The sequence below is a fragment of the Natrinema sp. H-ect4 genome (assembly GCF_041894845.1).
Classification (GTDB): Archaea; Halobacteriota; Halobacteria; order Halobacteriales; family Natrialbaceae; genus Natrinema.
The window spans coordinates 107,089-122,480 of record NZ_JBHDYC010000008.1; the positions used below are offsets into that span (position 1 = coordinate 107,089).

The 15,392-nt window shown below is 64.8% G+C and carries 12 protein-coding genes; 8 read left to right on the forward strand and 4 right to left on the reverse strand.

Features of this window, described 5'->3' with window-relative positions:
* Window positions 1-159 precede the first annotated feature (159 nt).
* From ACEWFR_RS11925 to ACEWFR_RS11935, 3 genes are all read left to right on the forward strand, one after another.
* On the forward strand, window positions 160-1,488 hold the full coding sequence (locus tag ACEWFR_RS11925) for an aspartate aminotransferase family protein (protein ID WP_374061233.1): 1,329 nt from the start codon (window positions 160-162) through the stop codon (window positions 1,486-1,488).
* Window positions 1,489-1,492: 4 nt separating this feature from the next.
* Complete coding sequence (locus ACEWFR_RS11930) at window positions 1,493-3,343, forward strand: aldehyde ferredoxin oxidoreductase family protein (RefSeq protein ID WP_374061235.1); 1,851 nt, start codon at window positions 1,493-1,495, stop codon at window positions 3,341-3,343.
* Between the two features lie 159 nt (window positions 3,344-3,502).
* The gene (locus tag ACEWFR_RS11935) at window positions 3,503-5,392 is read left to right on the forward strand and encodes a CocE/NonD family hydrolase (protein ID WP_374061236.1); all 1,890 of its coding nucleotides are present in this window, start codon (window positions 3,503-3,505) and stop codon (window positions 5,390-5,392) included.
* A 148-nt stretch (window positions 5,393-5,540) separates the two neighbouring features.
* Here ACEWFR_RS11935 and ACEWFR_RS11940 read toward each other — a convergent pair whose 3' ends face one another.
* Entirely contained in the window at window positions 5,541-6,704 is a 1,164-nt protein-coding gene (locus tag ACEWFR_RS11940; RefSeq protein WP_374061237.1) for an MFS transporter, read from the reverse strand.
* Window positions 6,705-6,871: 167 nt separating this feature from the next.
* Between ACEWFR_RS11940 and ACEWFR_RS11945 the strand changes: the two genes are divergently transcribed.
* A complete protein-coding gene (locus ACEWFR_RS11945; RefSeq protein WP_374061238.1) occupies window positions 6,872-8,239 on the forward strand; it encodes a uracil-xanthine permease family protein in 1,368 nt (455 codons plus the stop codon).
* 57 nt (window positions 8,240-8,296) lie between these two features.
* Here ACEWFR_RS11945 and ACEWFR_RS11950 read toward each other — a convergent pair whose 3' ends face one another.
* Entirely contained in the window at window positions 8,297-9,334 is a 1,038-nt protein-coding gene (locus ACEWFR_RS11950; RefSeq protein ID WP_374061239.1) for an alcohol dehydrogenase catalytic domain-containing protein, read from the reverse strand.
* A gap of 108 nt (window positions 9,335-9,442) precedes the next feature.
* Between ACEWFR_RS11950 and ACEWFR_RS11955 the strand changes: the two genes are divergently transcribed.
* Window positions 9,443-9,868: a universal stress protein gene (locus ACEWFR_RS11955; RefSeq protein ID WP_374061240.1), complete on the forward strand. Its 426-nt coding sequence runs from the start codon at window positions 9,443-9,445 to the stop codon at window positions 9,866-9,868.
* A gap of 45 nt (window positions 9,869-9,913) precedes the next feature.
* Here the strand turns inward: ACEWFR_RS11955 and codB are convergent, their stop codons facing one another.
* On the reverse strand, window positions 9,914-11,302 hold the full coding sequence (codB, locus tag ACEWFR_RS11960) for a cytosine permease (protein WP_374061241.1): 1,389 nt from the start codon (window positions 11,300-11,302) through the stop codon (window positions 9,914-9,916).
* 151 nt (window positions 11,303-11,453) lie between these two features.
* Between codB and ACEWFR_RS11965 the strand changes: the two genes are divergently transcribed.
* Window positions 11,454-12,737, forward strand: coding sequence for a cytosine deaminase (locus ACEWFR_RS11965; protein ID WP_374061242.1), 1,284 nt, complete (start codon window positions 11,454-11,456; stop codon window positions 12,735-12,737).
* Window positions 12,738-12,871: 134 nt separating this feature from the next.
* Here ACEWFR_RS11965 and ACEWFR_RS11970 read toward each other — a convergent pair whose 3' ends face one another.
* Complete coding sequence (locus tag ACEWFR_RS11970; protein WP_098727993.1) at window positions 12,872-13,630, reverse strand: cyclase family protein; 759 nt, start codon at window positions 13,628-13,630, stop codon at window positions 12,872-12,874.
* 284 nt (window positions 13,631-13,914) lie between these two features.
* Between ACEWFR_RS11970 and ACEWFR_RS11975 the strand changes: the two genes are divergently transcribed.
* Both ACEWFR_RS11975 and ACEWFR_RS11980 read left to right on the forward strand, forming a co-directional pair.
* The gene (locus ACEWFR_RS11975; RefSeq protein ID WP_374061243.1) at window positions 13,915-14,811 is read left to right on the forward strand and encodes a xanthine dehydrogenase family protein subunit M; all 897 of its coding nucleotides are present in this window, start codon (window positions 13,915-13,917) and stop codon (window positions 14,809-14,811) included.
* Window positions 14,811-15,320, forward strand: coding sequence for a CoxG family protein (locus ACEWFR_RS11980; protein ID WP_374061244.1), 510 nt, complete (start codon window positions 14,811-14,813; stop codon window positions 15,318-15,320). Before ACEWFR_RS11975 ends, ACEWFR_RS11980 begins: the two co-directional genes overlap by 1 nt.
* Window positions 15,321-15,392 lie beyond the last annotated feature (72 nt).

Here is a 15,392-nt window from a genome sequence, read left to right on the forward strand (position 1 = left end):
GGTGTCCGTTTCCAGTGATCATCGCTCGTCGTCCCCGCTCGATTCGTCAGCTCGACGCTACTATATAACTGTTCGATAGATATCGAGTATATTGAATACAGGTCAATTTAGGGCGATATTATGCCAACAGTTTTTAACTTTTGTATCGTACGTTGTCTCATGGGAGACGAGCTATCATCCCTCAACGACATCGAACAGACAGACAAGCGACACGTCTTCGGCACGTGGTCGTTCCAGAGCGAAGTCAGCCCGACGCAGGTCGTCGGCGGTGACGGAGCGCGATTTACGACGGCCGACGGCGAGGAGTACATCGACTTCTCCGGACAGCTCATGTGCTCCAATCTCGGCCATTCCGCGGACGGCGTCGCGGATGCGATCGCCGAGCAGGCCCGAGAGGGTGCGTACTTCGCGCCCGGCTTCACGACGGAGGCACGCGCCCGACTCGGCGAGAAACTGGCCGACGTCACACCGGGAGCCCTCACCAAAACGTTCTTCTCGACCAGCGGCACCGAGGCCGTAGAGGCCGCGATCAAAATCGCGCGCTTCTACACGGGCAAGCAGAAGATCATCTCGCGGTACCGCTCCTACCACGGCGCGACCGCCGGTTCGATCAGCGTCACCGGCGATCCGCGGCGGCTGCCGGCCGAACCCAGTGTTCCCGGCGCGATCAAAGCGCCCGACCCGTACGCGTACGGCTCGACGCTCGAGCCGATGGAGAGCCTCGAGTACATCGACGAAATGCTCGAACTCGAGGGCGATACGGTCGCGGCGGTGCTCGTCGAGCCGATCGTCGGCTCGAACGGCATTCTCGTTCCGCCCGAGGAGTACCTCCCCGAGCTGAAGCGAATCGCCCACGATCACGGCGCGTTACTCATCTGTGACGAAGTGATGTCCGGATTCGGCCGCACTGGCGAGTGGTTCGGCAGCGATGTCTTCGACGTCACTCCCGACATCATGACGATGGCGAAAGGCCTCACCGGCGCGTACGCACCCCTCGGCGCGACGATCGTCACGCCGGAAATCGCGGACCACTTCGAGGACGAGATGTTCTGTCACGGCCACACGTACGCGGGTCATCCCGTCGCCTGTGCGGCCGGGCTCGCCGCCGTCGAGACCTACGAGGAGGAGAACCTCATCGAGCGCGCGAGCGAGATCGGCGACATCCTCGGCGAGCGACTCGCGGAACTCGCCGCGGATCATCCGAGCGTCGGCGAGGCGCGCGGCGTCGGGCTTTTCCGCGGTCTCGAACTCACCCGGTCGGCCGACGAACGCGTTCCGTTCGGGAAGCGAGCGGACAAGATCTCGACGGGGACGACGGTCGTGGACGAAGTGGCGGCCCGCGCCCGCGATCACGGCGTCTACGTCGCGAACATGATCAACACGCTCATCATCGCGCCGCCGCTGGTACTGACGGAAGCGGACCTCGACCGAGGTATCGAAGCGTTAGACGCCGCGCTCGAGCACTCGGACGCCCAGATGGAGGGTTGAACGGATGAGCGACCTCCCGCCGGCGTACGGCGGCGAAATCCTCCACGTCGACCTCGAGAGCGGCGAGAGCGAGCGCGAGGAACTCGCGCCCGAGGACGCGCGCCTGTTCCTCGGCGGGAACGGCCTCGCCGTCAAGCTCGTCGCCGAACACGTCCCCGCGTCGGCCGACGCGTTCGATTCGGAGAACGTCGTCGTCTTCGCGGTCGGACCGATGAACGCCACGCCGTTCCAGAGCACGAGTCGCGGCGTCGTCGGGTTCGTCAGTCCGATGACCGACGGGTTCTTCGACAGCACGTTCGGCGGGACGTTCCCGCGAGCCCAGAAGACGACGGGGTTCGACGCGATCGCGTTACACGGCTCGGCCGACGACCTCTCGTACGTCAGCATTACGGCGGACGGCGCGACCGTCGAACCCGCCGCCGACCTGGCCGGTCTGGACACATACGAGACCTGCGAGCGAGTACGCGAACAGGAGGGCGTCGGCTACGACACGCACGTCATCGCTGCCGGCCCGGCCGGCGAGAACCGAGTGCGCTACGCCTGCCTGTTGCACGAGTCGAAACGGCGCGAAGGCGTCGCCGGTCGGGGCGGCAGCGGGGCGGTTCTCGGCTCGAAGAACGTGAAAGCCGTCGCCGTCCGGGAGGGTGACTTCGAGCCCGAACTCGCTGCGCCCGATCGACTCCGGACGCTCGCTACCGGGCGGATGAAACCGCTGATGGAGGGGACCGAGATGCTACAGGACTACGGGACCAGTGGCCTCGTGAACCCGGTCAACGAGACGGGAAAGCTCGGCCAGCGCAACAATCAAACCGAGCAGACGTCCCGGGAGAACGCGGAGGCGATCAGCGGCGAACGGCTCCACGAAGAGTTCGTCACCGAGGACACTACGTGCGCCAACTGCGCGGTCGCCTGCGGGAAACACGTCGCGGTCCAGTCGGAGGGGATCACCGAGGCGAAGATTCCGGAGTTCGAGAGCCTGTTCGGGACCGCGACGATGCAGGAGGTGTACGACATCAAGCGCGTGATGAAAGCGAACGACCTGTGTGACCGGCTGGGGATGGACACCATCAGTTGGGGAGTAACCGTCGCGTTCGCGCGTGAATGCTACGAGGAGGGACTTCTCCCCGCGGACGCCTCACCGCATCTGGCGTTCGGCGACGCCGACGGTCTCGTGGAACTCGCCGAAGAGACCGCGCGACGCGACGGAATCGGGGATCGGCTCGCGGCGGGCTCGTTCCGATTCGCCGACTCGCTGGACGACGCGGCGGAGCAGTACCTGCACGGGGCGAAGGGACTGGAGTTCGCGGCCCACTCCCCGCGCGGTCTCAAGGGGATGTCGATCGGATACGCGACCGCGACTCGAGGCGGTTCACACCACGACACGCGTCCGACGCTCCAGTATCAGGGAGAACACGACGAAACGACGGACGGGACTGCCGAGTTCGCCGCTCGCTCGCAGCACTTCACCGCCGTCGGCGACTCGCTGACCCAGTGTCGGTTCGTCAGCGAGGGCGGGTGGGGCGAACGACTGAACGAGCGCTACAGCGATGCGGTGAACGCCGCGACCGGCTGGGACCTCGACCCGGCCGAACTCGAACGGATCGGCGAGCGCATCTACAACCTCGAGCGACTCGTCAACGTCCAGCGCGGGATCGCCAGTCGAGCGGACGATACGCTCCCCTACCGCGTCATGCACGAGGCGATTCCCGACGGACCGTCGGCCGGAATGTTCTGTCCGCCGTCGGAACTCGAGGCGATGCTGGACGAGTACTACGCGTTCCGCGGCTGGGACGACGACGGCGTTCCGACCGACGAGACGCTCGAGCGACTCGAGCTCACCCCGTTCGCGAACTGAGCGGACGGACGAATCCACCGTCCCCTTTTCGTCGACCGCTCATCGATCGGACGGTCGATCCCGGATTCTGCCGACGTAGCCTTCGAGTCGATCGAATAGCGCCACGGCTCGAGATCGGAGGGAATGAACTATTACAGTTCGACCGTATCGGTAGACGTGATGGCATCTGATCCGGAGTACGCAGTCACTGCTGAACTAGATGTGATGGTCGAGATGCGCGACGGTGTCGAACTAGCGACCGACATCTACCGCCCGGCTGACCCCGACACGGGAGAACCGATCGACGACCCCAAGCCCGCGCTTCTCGATCGGACTCCCTACGGCAAGCGAGGACGCATGGAACGACACGGCGAGTGGTTCGCCGAGCGTGGCTACGTCGTCGCGATCCAGGACTGCCGGGGTCGATTCAACAGCGGCGGCGACTACTACATCTTCGTCAACGAACCCGAGGACGGCTACGACACCGTCGAATGGCTCGCCGAGCAACACTACTGTGACGAGCAGGTCGGGACGATCGGGACTTCCTACGGTGCGTGGGTTCAGAACGCGCTTGCGACGCAGGATCCGCCACACCTCGAGGCCATGTTCATCAACCAGGGGGCCGCCAACGGACGGAAGGCGACCTTCCGTCACAACGGTGCCTTCGAGCTCCGGTGGCTCTGCTGGGCGTACACCCTCGGTGGCGGGTTCGCCAAGCGGGCGCTGGAGGATTCGGATGTCCAGCACCGACTCGCGAACGTCGACGTGCGGGACGTGCTCGAGAACGGGCCGATCCAGCAGGGACAGTCGCCGCTGCGCCACATCCCCGACTACGAGGAGTGGGCGTTCGACATCATGACGCAGGGGGCCGCGAGCGACGAACTCTGGCAGGAGCCGGGGCTCAACTTCGAGGCGTACTACGACGAGTCGGCGGACGTTCCGACCGTCTATTCCGGCGCGTGGTACGACTCCTACACGAAGGCGACCTGCGACAACTTCGAGGCGCTCGCCGAGCGCAAGGACAGCGACCACTACCTCCTCATGGGGCCGTGGACCCACGGCTGGAACACCTATCCCCTGCCCTCGTGGAACAAGTCCTACTCCGGCGAACTCGAGTTCGGCGAGCAGGCCCTGCGCGACTACCAGGAGACGCGGCTGCGCTTTTTCGATCACTATCTCAAGGGCGAGGATACCTGGGGCGACCAGCCGACGGTCCAGTACTTCCAGATGGGGACCGGCGACGGCTCGCAGACGCGCGACGGACGGCTCCGCCACAGCGGCGAGTGGCGCTCCGGCGAGGAGTGGCCCCTGCCGGACACCGAGTTCACGACCTACTACATCCACGAGGACGGTCGGCTGTCGACGGACGAACCGACCGTCGAGGACGCCGCGACGAGCTACGAGTTCGATCCGAGCGATCCCGTCCCCACCCTCGGGGGCAACTGCTCGTCGTATATCACCTACGAGCCTCGAGACGAGAATCTCATCGAGTACCCGCTCGCCAATCGCAACCTGCACGACATCACCGGCCGCGGCGGCTTCGACCAGCGCACGCGCCCCGATACGCTCGGCGCCGAGTCGCCGTACGGCCCCCTCGAGGAGCGCAACGACGTCCTCGTCTACCGGACGGAGCCCCTCGAGGAGGACCTCGAGATCACGGGACCGATCCGCGTGAGCGTCTTCGGCTCGACCGACGCGCCGGACACCGACTTCACGGCGAAACTCATCGACGAGTACCCGCCCAGCGAGGAGTTCCCGAACGGCTTCGCGGTGAACCTCGCCGACTCCATCTGCCGCGGGCGCTACCGGGGCTACCGGGACGAGCCCGACCTGCTCGAGCCCGGCGAAGTCTACGAGTTCGAGATGGAGCCGTACCCGACGGCGAACGTCTTCAAGGAAGGTCACCGCATCCGGCTGGACATCTCCTCGTCGAACTACCCGCGCTTCGACGTGAACCACAACACCGGCGGGCCGCTGTACGGTGACCGCGAGTCCCAAATCGCGACCAACACGGTCCACCACGACGCCGAGTACGCGACACAGATCGAACTGCCGGTTCAGCCGCGGTAACGCGTTCGCGGTCGCGGTTGTTCCGCCGATCGACGTGACCGCCGGCGGACGTGGGGCCACGTCCGCTCACTCGAGGCGCACGCGATCTTTTCTCGTCATCGGGGGCACCTCGTCGGAGAATCCTCATCGTCGGAGCAGTACCTTCGGTTCACCGACCGATCGTCGCTATCCAGAGCAGCCAGACCGCCGCGACGGTCAGTCCCATCGCCCCGAATCCCGCGGCATAGCTCTCCGTCGCGGTCAACAGCCGGCCCACGAGCCACGGGTACGCCAGCGCGCCGCCGTTACCCACGAGCAACATTCCCGACAGCGTCACGCCGGGGTCGTCAGCCAGTTCGGAGAACGCGAGACTGAACAGCGGCCCGAACGGGATCCCGAAGCCGAACCCGGTCAATACGAGTCCGATTCCGATCCCTGCTTCGGAGCCGGTCGCGATCGCTGCCGCTAACCCGACGAGGACGAGTGCCAGTCCCAGTAGCGTACCCGCGACGGTCGCTTGCTCCCCGTAGCCTCGCGAGAGCCAGCCACCGAGTCCCCGACCGAACACCGTCGCCAGGGCGAATCCGACGAGCACGGCGATCGCGGGGAGCGCGACCCCAGAAAGGAGTTCCGTGTACCAGGTCGAGGCCACCATGAGAAATCCGAACGTCGCCATGTTCCCGAGCCCGAGTGCGAGTCCGCTCGCGGACGTGAATGGGTCGAGATACGCGCGAATAGCCGTCTTCGCGTTTGCGCGGACGGCCGGCAACCGAGTCGTCAACGCGCCTCCCGAGAGAGCCACGATAGCCGCGACAACGGCGGGGAGCGTCGGTCCGAGCGCGGAGACGGCGACGGGACCCACTGCCAGTCCACAGGCCAGTCCGAGCGTGAACAGCGCGCCGAGCATCCCCTGGGCGGTCGCGGTATCCGCGCCGGTCGTCCGTAATCCGACGTACTTCATTCCGCCGACGAACGCCGTCCCCTGACCGAGACCCAGGAGGAGCCGCGAGACGTACGTGGCCTCGAGGGTCACCGCGCCGCCGAGGGCGATTCCGACGCCGGCGACGGCGAACCCGAGCGCCGCGACGCGTTCGACGGGCGCCGTCCGCGTCAGTCGATCGGCCGGAACGACGACGAGAAGCTGTCCGAGGAGAAAGAGCGACATGCCGAATCCGGCCGCATCGGGCGAGACACCGCGGGCGATGAGCGCGGAGACGTACGCGCCGTAGCCACCGACTGCGAGTCCGAGACCGAACAGCCCCAGACCGATCTCGCCGATGGCTGTCCAGGGAACGGTTCGGGACTCGTCACCGAACGACCATTGCCGTAACACGTGACCGGCTAGACATCGTATCTACAAAAAGCGTGGTATCACGGCAGCGGCGACGGCTTCTCCGTGGAAAATATCAGACATATACTATTTTAGCCGAATCAGACTGTATCGCGCTGAAAAATATCCCAAAGATATATATTTCCTGTATTTGTGGTGGTATCCGTGCAATGACGGACGTAAACGTGGACGATCAGTCTCCAGAATCGAGTACTGACGACGGTATCGTTCGATACGGAATTAACGACGAACCGCCCCTTTCGGAGGCCATCCCGCTCGGGATTCAACACTTGCTCGCGATGTTTCTCTCGACGGTCGCGCTCCCGCTCGTTATCGCCGGTGCGATCGGACTCGGGCAGAGCGAGACCACGTTCATCGTACAGATGGCGTTGCTCGTCGCCGGGTTCGCCACGATCGTACAGGTGTATTCGGTCGGGCCGGTCGGCTCCCGTCTCCCTATCGTCATGGGAACGAGCGCCATCTTCGTCACGCCCCTCATCGACATCGGGAACTCGTTCGGGATCGCCGCGATCTTCGGCGCGGTCATCGTCGCCGCTCCCGTCGAGATCGTCATCGGCTACTTCTACGACGACCTCCGGTCGCTGTTTCCTCCGCTCGTGACGGGCGTGGTCGTCATGCTCGTCGGACTGACGCTCGTTCCGACGGCGATCCAGTACTCCGCCGGTGGGCCGGGCGCTGAAACCTACGGCGACCTCGCGAACCTCGGCGTGGCCGGAGTCGTGTTCCTGATCGCGGTCCTGTTCAACCAGTACTTCGATAACTTCCTCTCGGTCGCGAGCGTGCTCATCGCAGTCGTCGTCGGCTACCTGATGGCCGCGCCGCTCGGACTGCTCGATCTCTCCGGCGTCGCCGATGCCGGGTGGGTGGCCGTCCCGATGCCCCTCGAGTTCGGCGTCGAGTTCCACCCGAGCGCGATCGTCATCGCGGCGTTCGCGTACGTCGTCACCTCCATGGAGACGATCGGCGACGTGGAGGGAACGACCGGAACGGTTGACCGACGTGCGACTTCGGAGGAAATGCGGGGCGGCCTGCTGGCCGACGGCGTGATGAGCATGATCGCGGGCGTGTTCAACGCCTTCCCGAACACGTCGTTCTCCCAGAACGTCGGCCTGATCGGGTTCACCGGCGTCGCGAGTAAGTTCGTGGTCGCGATCTGCGGGGGCTTCCTCGTCGTGCTCGGCCTGATTCCGAAAGTCGCCGCGATCGTCTCGGCGATGCCCGAACCCGTCCTCGGCGGTGCAGCGATCGTCCTCTTCGGGATGATCTTCTCGATCGGACTCAGACTCGTCGCCCAGAACGTGGAACTGACGCAGCGAAACCTGACGATCATCGCCTCCTCGATCGTGCTCGGCCTTGGCGTCGAGGTGCAGTCGGACGCGCTCGCACAGTTCCCCGACGATCTCCAGGTGCTGCTCGGCTCCGGGCTGCTCGTCGGCGGCGTCACCGCGCTCGTGTTGAATGCGATTATCCCCGGCGATGGCGGCCTCACGTCGGCCGACGCCGGCGCTGACGCTTGAATCGGCGACGGTCCTTCATCGTTGGGACTCCGCGCTTCAATCCGCTTCTACCCGCCGCTACGGCTCGAGGACGACCATCCCGTAACTCTCGCCCGCCCGAATCCGCTCGTGAACGGCGGGGACGTCCTCGAGGCCGACTCGTTCGGTGACGACGGGGTCGATCCGGCCGTCGGCCAGCAATCGCGCGGCCCGGACGACCTCGTCTTTCGTCGCGTACCGCGATCCGCTGATGGCGGCCTCCTTCACGACGAACTCCGTCAGCGGCGGTGCGAACGATCGCTCGTGGTGGGTCGTCAGCGAGATCAGTTGCCCGCCCATCGCGAGCGCTTCCCAGGCGTCCACGAGCGTGTCCGTGTTTCCGACTGTGTCGACGACGACCGTCGGTCCGTCGCCGTTGGGCGTTGCCTCGCGGAGCCGCGCTGCGACGTCGTCGTCGCGGACATCGATCGGCTGCACCGCCGGGCTCGTGACCGAATCGATGTGCGCGAGCCGGTCGTCCGCGATGTCGGCCGCCAGCACGCGAGCGCCCCTGAGCGCGGCCAGCTGCGAGAGGTGAATTCCGACACGACCGGCCGCGCCGACGACGAGCACCGTATCGGCGTCGTCGACCTCGGCCCGACGACAGATGTGCAGCGGCGTCGCGAGCCCATCTGCGGCGATCGCGCCGTCGACGAAGCTCGCCCCGTCCGGGAGCGGGAGCGCGTTCGAGGCGGGGATAACTGCTCGCTCGGCGTACGCGCCGTCTCGAGTGGCCCCGTACCAGCCGCCGAAATTCGCACACTGGTTCGTTGCGCCGCGCCGACACGCGTCACACTCGCCGCACGTGAGATAGAAGTACGCCAGCACGCGATCGCCCGGCACGATTCCCGACACGTCGTCGCCGACGTCGTCGACGATGCCCGCGAACTCGTGACCCGGCACCCGCGGCGTGAGTGTCGGATCGTCCTCGAGGCCGCCCTGAATCGAGTTCTCGATCGTTCGTGTGACGCCGCAGGCGCGGACGTCGATACACACTTCGTCCGGTTCGGGCTCCGGATCGGGAACCGTGTCGACCGTTAGCGATCCGCCCCACTCGTCGAGGACACATGCCTTCATACCTGCTAGAGAGTCCCACAACAGTAATAGCGTTCCTCTCGCGGCAGACGTTCCCGATTCGCTGTAGTTCGGGGAAGAAATACGTCGCTTGGCACCCAACTATGGACTATGCCCGAACGGATCCTCGTCCCCGTCGATGGCTCGAACAGATCGGAAGACGCACTCGAGTACGCGATCGAAACGTTCCCGGACGCCTCGATCACGGCTGTCCACGTGGTCGAGGCGGGGCACGGCGACATCGGGGCGTTTTCCGGAATGACTGGTGATATTCCTGACGACAGTCCAGAACACGAGCGATCTGAAGAGATCCTCGAGTCTGCACGTCAGTTCGCGGCGGAACGCGGAACCGAGATCGAGACCGAACGCGGTCGGGGCCGACCGGATCGGCTGATCGTCAAGCGCGCCGAGGACGGCGACTACGAAATGATCGTCGTCGGCAGTCACGGTCGGAACGGCGTCGCACGCGTCCTCCTCGGAAGCGTCGCGGAGAAAGTTGTGCGGCGGTCGTCCGTCCCCGTCCTCGTCGTTCGATAGATCGACTGCGGAGACGACGCCGGTATCGCCCTGCTTTTTACACGGTCAGACTCGATTTGCGTCCTCGGGAACCCGGTGAGACGGGAGGAGACCGGTCTCCTCGAGGGCGTAGTAGCCGACGATGTGCACGAGTGCGGCCGCGAGCATTCCGTTGAGGGCCGCCATGCCCGGAACCGGCGCCGGTGCAGTGACGCCCGGTAGCACCGATCCGGCGGTCAGGACCGCGACGAGACACCCGACGACGTACGCCAGCACGCCCGTCCACCGGACGCTCGTGAACTGAACGTCGTCCATCCGCGGGATCCCGCCGCGCCAGCAGAGCAGGAAATCGGCGATGATGATCGCGCCGAGCGGCGGGATGTACTGTCCGAGGAGCTCGAGCCACGGCAGGAGGAGCCCGTCGGCGCCGGCCAGCGCGAGGAGGATCCCGATCGCACAGCCGACGATGACGAACGGCCGCTTGCGATCGAAGTCGAACGCCTCGGCTCCGGCGACGCTGAACGCGTAGGCGGCGTTGTCGTTCGTGGTCCAGATGTTCAGGATCAACGCGATCAGGCCGACGCTCGCGAGTCCCTGCGCGACCAGCACTTCGTAGAGGTCGCCCGCGGGCGTCACGTCGTAGACGGCACCGCCAACCGCACCGCTGAGAAAGAGGAAGCTGTTTCCGACGAGGAATGCGATCAATCCAGCCCAGAAGGCGACCCGAGAGTTGACGGCGAAGCGCGCCCAGTTCGGAGCCTGCGTGCCCGCGCTGATGAACGTCCCGACGACGATCGTCACCGCGAGACCGAACGTCATCTCGCCCCCGCCGGTCTGGGCCAGGAGGCCGTCGATCCCGCCCGCGTCGCCGACGGCGAGCCCGATCGAGAGCAACCCGACGATCACGAGGAACGGTACCGCGACGTACGAGAGCTTCTCCATCCCGTCGTACCCGAAGTACGCAGTCGACATGTGTAACAGTCCCCAGATGAGAACCAGTGCGCTGACCATCGCCGCGCTCTCGAGGCCGAAATACGTCGCCGTTGGGACGGCGACCATCGGAATGGTCACGCCGAACCAGCCGACCTGCGTGCCGCCCAACAGCAGGTCTGCCCATTTAGCGCCGATCCGACCGAACGAGTATCGAGCGAGTAGGACGGTTGTGAGACCCGCATTCGCGGAGATTCCACAGAGGAGTGCGACGTACCCGCCCAGGATGATGTGGCCCACGACCATCGCGGTGAGCATCTCTTGGAATCCCATCGCCGCGCTGACTTCCGCGCCCGCCCACATCGTCCCCGCGAAGAAGACGAGGCCGAGCAGGACCGCCGAGAGGCTGACCAATCCCTTCCGTTCGTTCTTCGGGACGTGATCGAGCGGATAGTCGGGGTCCGGGAGGGTCTCGTCACCGAAGACGATGCGGCGCCAGTCAAATCCACCGTCGGATGTTGCCATGTAACATGCTTCTCGATTCCGTGATAATCAATCTTTCTAACAGTGAGGGGAGATTATCGACGACTCTCGCCTAATTGTCCATCGATTGGGTGATACAGTACCAGTTCACAACTCGCGGTACTATTATTAGCGTGGACTGGAATCGATGTGTATGCCTTCGTGGATTATCACCGACGCCACCATTGTCGACGGGTCGTCGATCGACATCGCAATCGAAGACGGGCGCATCTCGCGCCTCGAGGCGGCCGGATCGATCGATCCGACGGCCGTTCCGGAGTCCCAGCGCTACGACGCTGGGGGACGGCTCGTGACGCCGTCGCTGACCGAACCGCACATCCACCTGGACGCGACGCTCACTGCCGGCCAGCCCGAGTGGAACGATTCGGGGACGCTCGCGGAGGGGATCCGCATCTGGGGCGACCGGAAGGAGACCCTCGATGCTGACGACGTGAAAGCGCGGGCCGAGCGGGCGGTCGAGTGGCTCGCGGCCCACGGCGTCACCCGCGTCCGGACCCACGCCGACACGACGGAGGAGTCGCTGACCGGCGTCAGGGCCCTGCTTGAACTCCGAGAGGAGGTCGCGGACATCGTCGATCTCCAGGTCGTCGCGTTCCCGCAGGACGGGATCTTCACCGATCCGACTCACGAGGACCTGCTCCGGGAGGCGCTCGAGATGGGCGCGGACGTCGTCGGTGCGATTCCGCACAACGAACACACTCGCGAGGATGGCGTCGACTCGGTCCAACTTGCGATGGATCTCGCGGAGTCGTACGGTCGGCCCGCGGATCTCCACATCGACGAGACGGACGATCCGGGATCGCGGTTTACCGAGGTGCTCGCCAGCGAGGCGATCAAACGCGATATCGGCGAGCGGGTAACGGCGAGCCACACGACGGCGATGCACTCCTATCCGAACAGTTACGCGGCGAAGGTGACCGCCTTGCTCGCCGAAAGCGGCATCGACGTGGTCACCAACCCGCCGGACAACGCGGTACTACAGGGGCGATACGACGACTACCCGCGACGTCGGGGCCACACCAGAATCGACGAACTGCGCGAGGCGGGCGTCACCGTCGGGCTCGGGCACGACTCCGTGATGGATCCGTGGTATCACTACGGTCGCGGCGATCCCCTCGACGCCGCCTTCATCCTCGTCCACTACGCGCACATGAACGGCCGCGGCGACGTGGAGCCGATCTGGGACATGCTCACGGCAGCGAACGCGAGCGTCTTCGGGGTCGACGACTACGGCCTCTCCGTCGGAGCCGACGGATCGCTCGTCGTCTACGACGCGCCGGACCCGTTCAATGCGCTTCGAACGCGAGCGCCTCGAACGCTGGTACTCAAAGAGGGGCGCGAAATCTCCCGAACGGAACCCGCGAGCACGCACGTCGTCCGCGACGAGGGGGATCGATCGGTCGACTTCCAGCGATAACTGCGAGTCGGTTCCACTCCGTTTTTAGCATCGTTCTCACCAGCTTCCCGTTCTTTTTCTGTGATACGTCGAACCGACGGACGCCTCGCTATCAGACTCGAGAAACGGCCGAAAAACGAACCGCTGCGACCGGATTACTTGAACGCGACGACGCGGGAGACGCTGGATTCTCCGCCGCGGAAGCGCCACGGGAAGGTCCCGATCTGAACGCGCTCGTTGAGCAGTTCCTCGGGAACCTGGGCGTTCTCCACGTGGATGATCCCCTCGGGGAAGAGCTCGTTGTGCATGAGCTGGTAGCCCTCGGGCGGGAAGACCTCGTCGAGATCGTCGACGCCGAAGTGGTCGGCCGCTTCCTCGGCGAGTTCGGGTCGGATCTCCTGGATGACCGTGTTCATCGGGTGATCGGCGCTCCCGCAGTCCAGGATGAGGTAGTTGAGGTTCATCTCCTTGCACCAGTCGGCGAACTCCGCGTTCGGACCGGGGTGCTTACAGAAGTACCGGTGGGGGTCCGCCTCGTCGGTGTGCCAGGCGTAATCCTGGTAGCCCGTGTGGATGAACAGGATGTCGCCCTCTTGGACGTCACAGACGTCCTCGATCATCTCGCTGGTGTAGACATCGTAGTCGTCGACCTTGTCGGAGATGTCGGCGACGACCGCGTCACCGACGAGCTCGTCGAGACCGACTTCTTCGATATCTCGACCGTGAGCGACGAAGTGTTTCTCGCCGTCGAGGTGCGTCCCGGTGTGGTTCATGAACTCGATTTTCTGCCCGTTCACCTTCTCCGTGTCCAGGCTCTTTTCGTACCAGACCTTGGGGTTGTCGTACGTCGGCCACGCTGGCGTGTCAACTGACCACGGCTGCGTCAAATCGTACATCTCGTAGCCATCGAGCATAGACGCTACTTTCCGGGCATTTCACTTAAACCTACGTAAACCGGGTTGTCAAATACTACCGCGGGCAGTCGGCTGCCATCGAACGGATCGTTCGGATCCACGATACGGATCCAGTCAGCCGGTTTCTCACAACGAATTGTGACAACATTTATTAGTACCGTTGATCAAATCGTTTGGTATCCGTGTGACAGACCCATGATTACCCATACCACCCACACGCATCGGTTCAGTTTCGACTGCCAACAGGCCGCTATCGGCTCCACGATCACGCGTCCCGAGGGAGTATGAAGCCAGCACCGTTCACCCACCACCGACCGGAGACAGTCGACGAAACCCTCGAGCGCCTCGAGGAACTCGAGGACGCCGAACTCCTCGCGGGGAACCAGTCGCTCGGCATCGTGATGGCGAACCGACTGGCGACGCCCGACCACCTCGTCGATCTCAACGGCGTCGACGAGCTCGCGTTCATCGACGTGGACGACGACGCGGTCCGGATCGGGGCGATGACGCGTCACCGGACGATCGAGCGCTCCGACCGGCTCGCCGAGTGCATGCCGATGCTCCCCGAGGCCGCCGGACAGATCGCCGGCCCGTCAGTTCGCAATCAGGGGACGCTGGGCGGAAGCATCGGTGAAGCCGACCCGGCCGGGAACTATCCCGCAGCGCTGGCGGCGCTCGAGGGGACGATTCACCTCCGTTCGCTCGAGGGAACTCGCGACGTCCCCGTCGACGAGTACTTCATCGCCTACATGTTCACGGATCTCCGTGAGGAGGAGCTCATCGAGTCCGTCTCGATCCCGACGGAGCCGTTCCCGCCCGAGCGAACCGGAATGACGTTCCTCGAACTCAAACGGGCGGCCCAGACGTTCCCGACCGTCAGCGCGGCGACCTCGATCCGGGTCGACGATCCGACCGCGGACGAACCGGTCGTCGAGGACGCCCGGATCGCCATGGCGAACGCCGCAGATATCCCGCTCCGAGTCGAGGACGCGGAGGCCCACGTCGAAGGTGGTTCACTCTCGGCGGAGGCTCTCGAGGCAGTCGTCGAGACCGTCGCGTCAGCGGTCACCCCCGAATCGGAGATGCACGCCGATCGGGACTACAAGGAGGAAGTGGCCGGCGAGTACGCCAAACGCTCGCTCGAAACATCGTACGAACGCGCAGTAGCAACCGAGATATAATGTTAGAATTCACCGGCGAAAACGAGATGGAACAGTCGAAAGATGAGCTCTGGCCGTACTTTACGGACACCGATATCCTCACGGAGTGTGCGCCCGGCTGCAAGGAGATGACCCTCATTTCCCCACACGAGATCGAGGCGGTCATGGCCGTCGGCGTCGGGAGCGTCAAGCCCGAATTCGACGTCGATGTCGTCGTCACTCGCGCCGATCGTCCGGACGTCCTCGAGATGAAAGCGGTCGGCCACGCGCCGCGAAACGAGTTCGAGACGGTCGCGGAGATGGAACTCAAGGAGAACGCCAGCGGCGGCACGACCGTCGTCTGGTCGGCGACCGCCGACGTCTCCGGAACGATCGCGAGCCTCGGCGGCCGCGCGCTCAAGAGCGTCACCAAACGGCTGGTCAAGAAATTCTTCTCGAAGATGCAGGCGAAAGCCGACGAGGGCGTCGAGGCCAACTCCGAACTCGAGGCCGCGCCAGAGCAAGACGCCACGCTCGAGACGGACGACTAGTCGCGCAGTTTTCGGCCGACCGCGGCCCCGGTTTCGTTTCGGCCCGTTCGATGGTTTTTCGGTCCGTTCGGT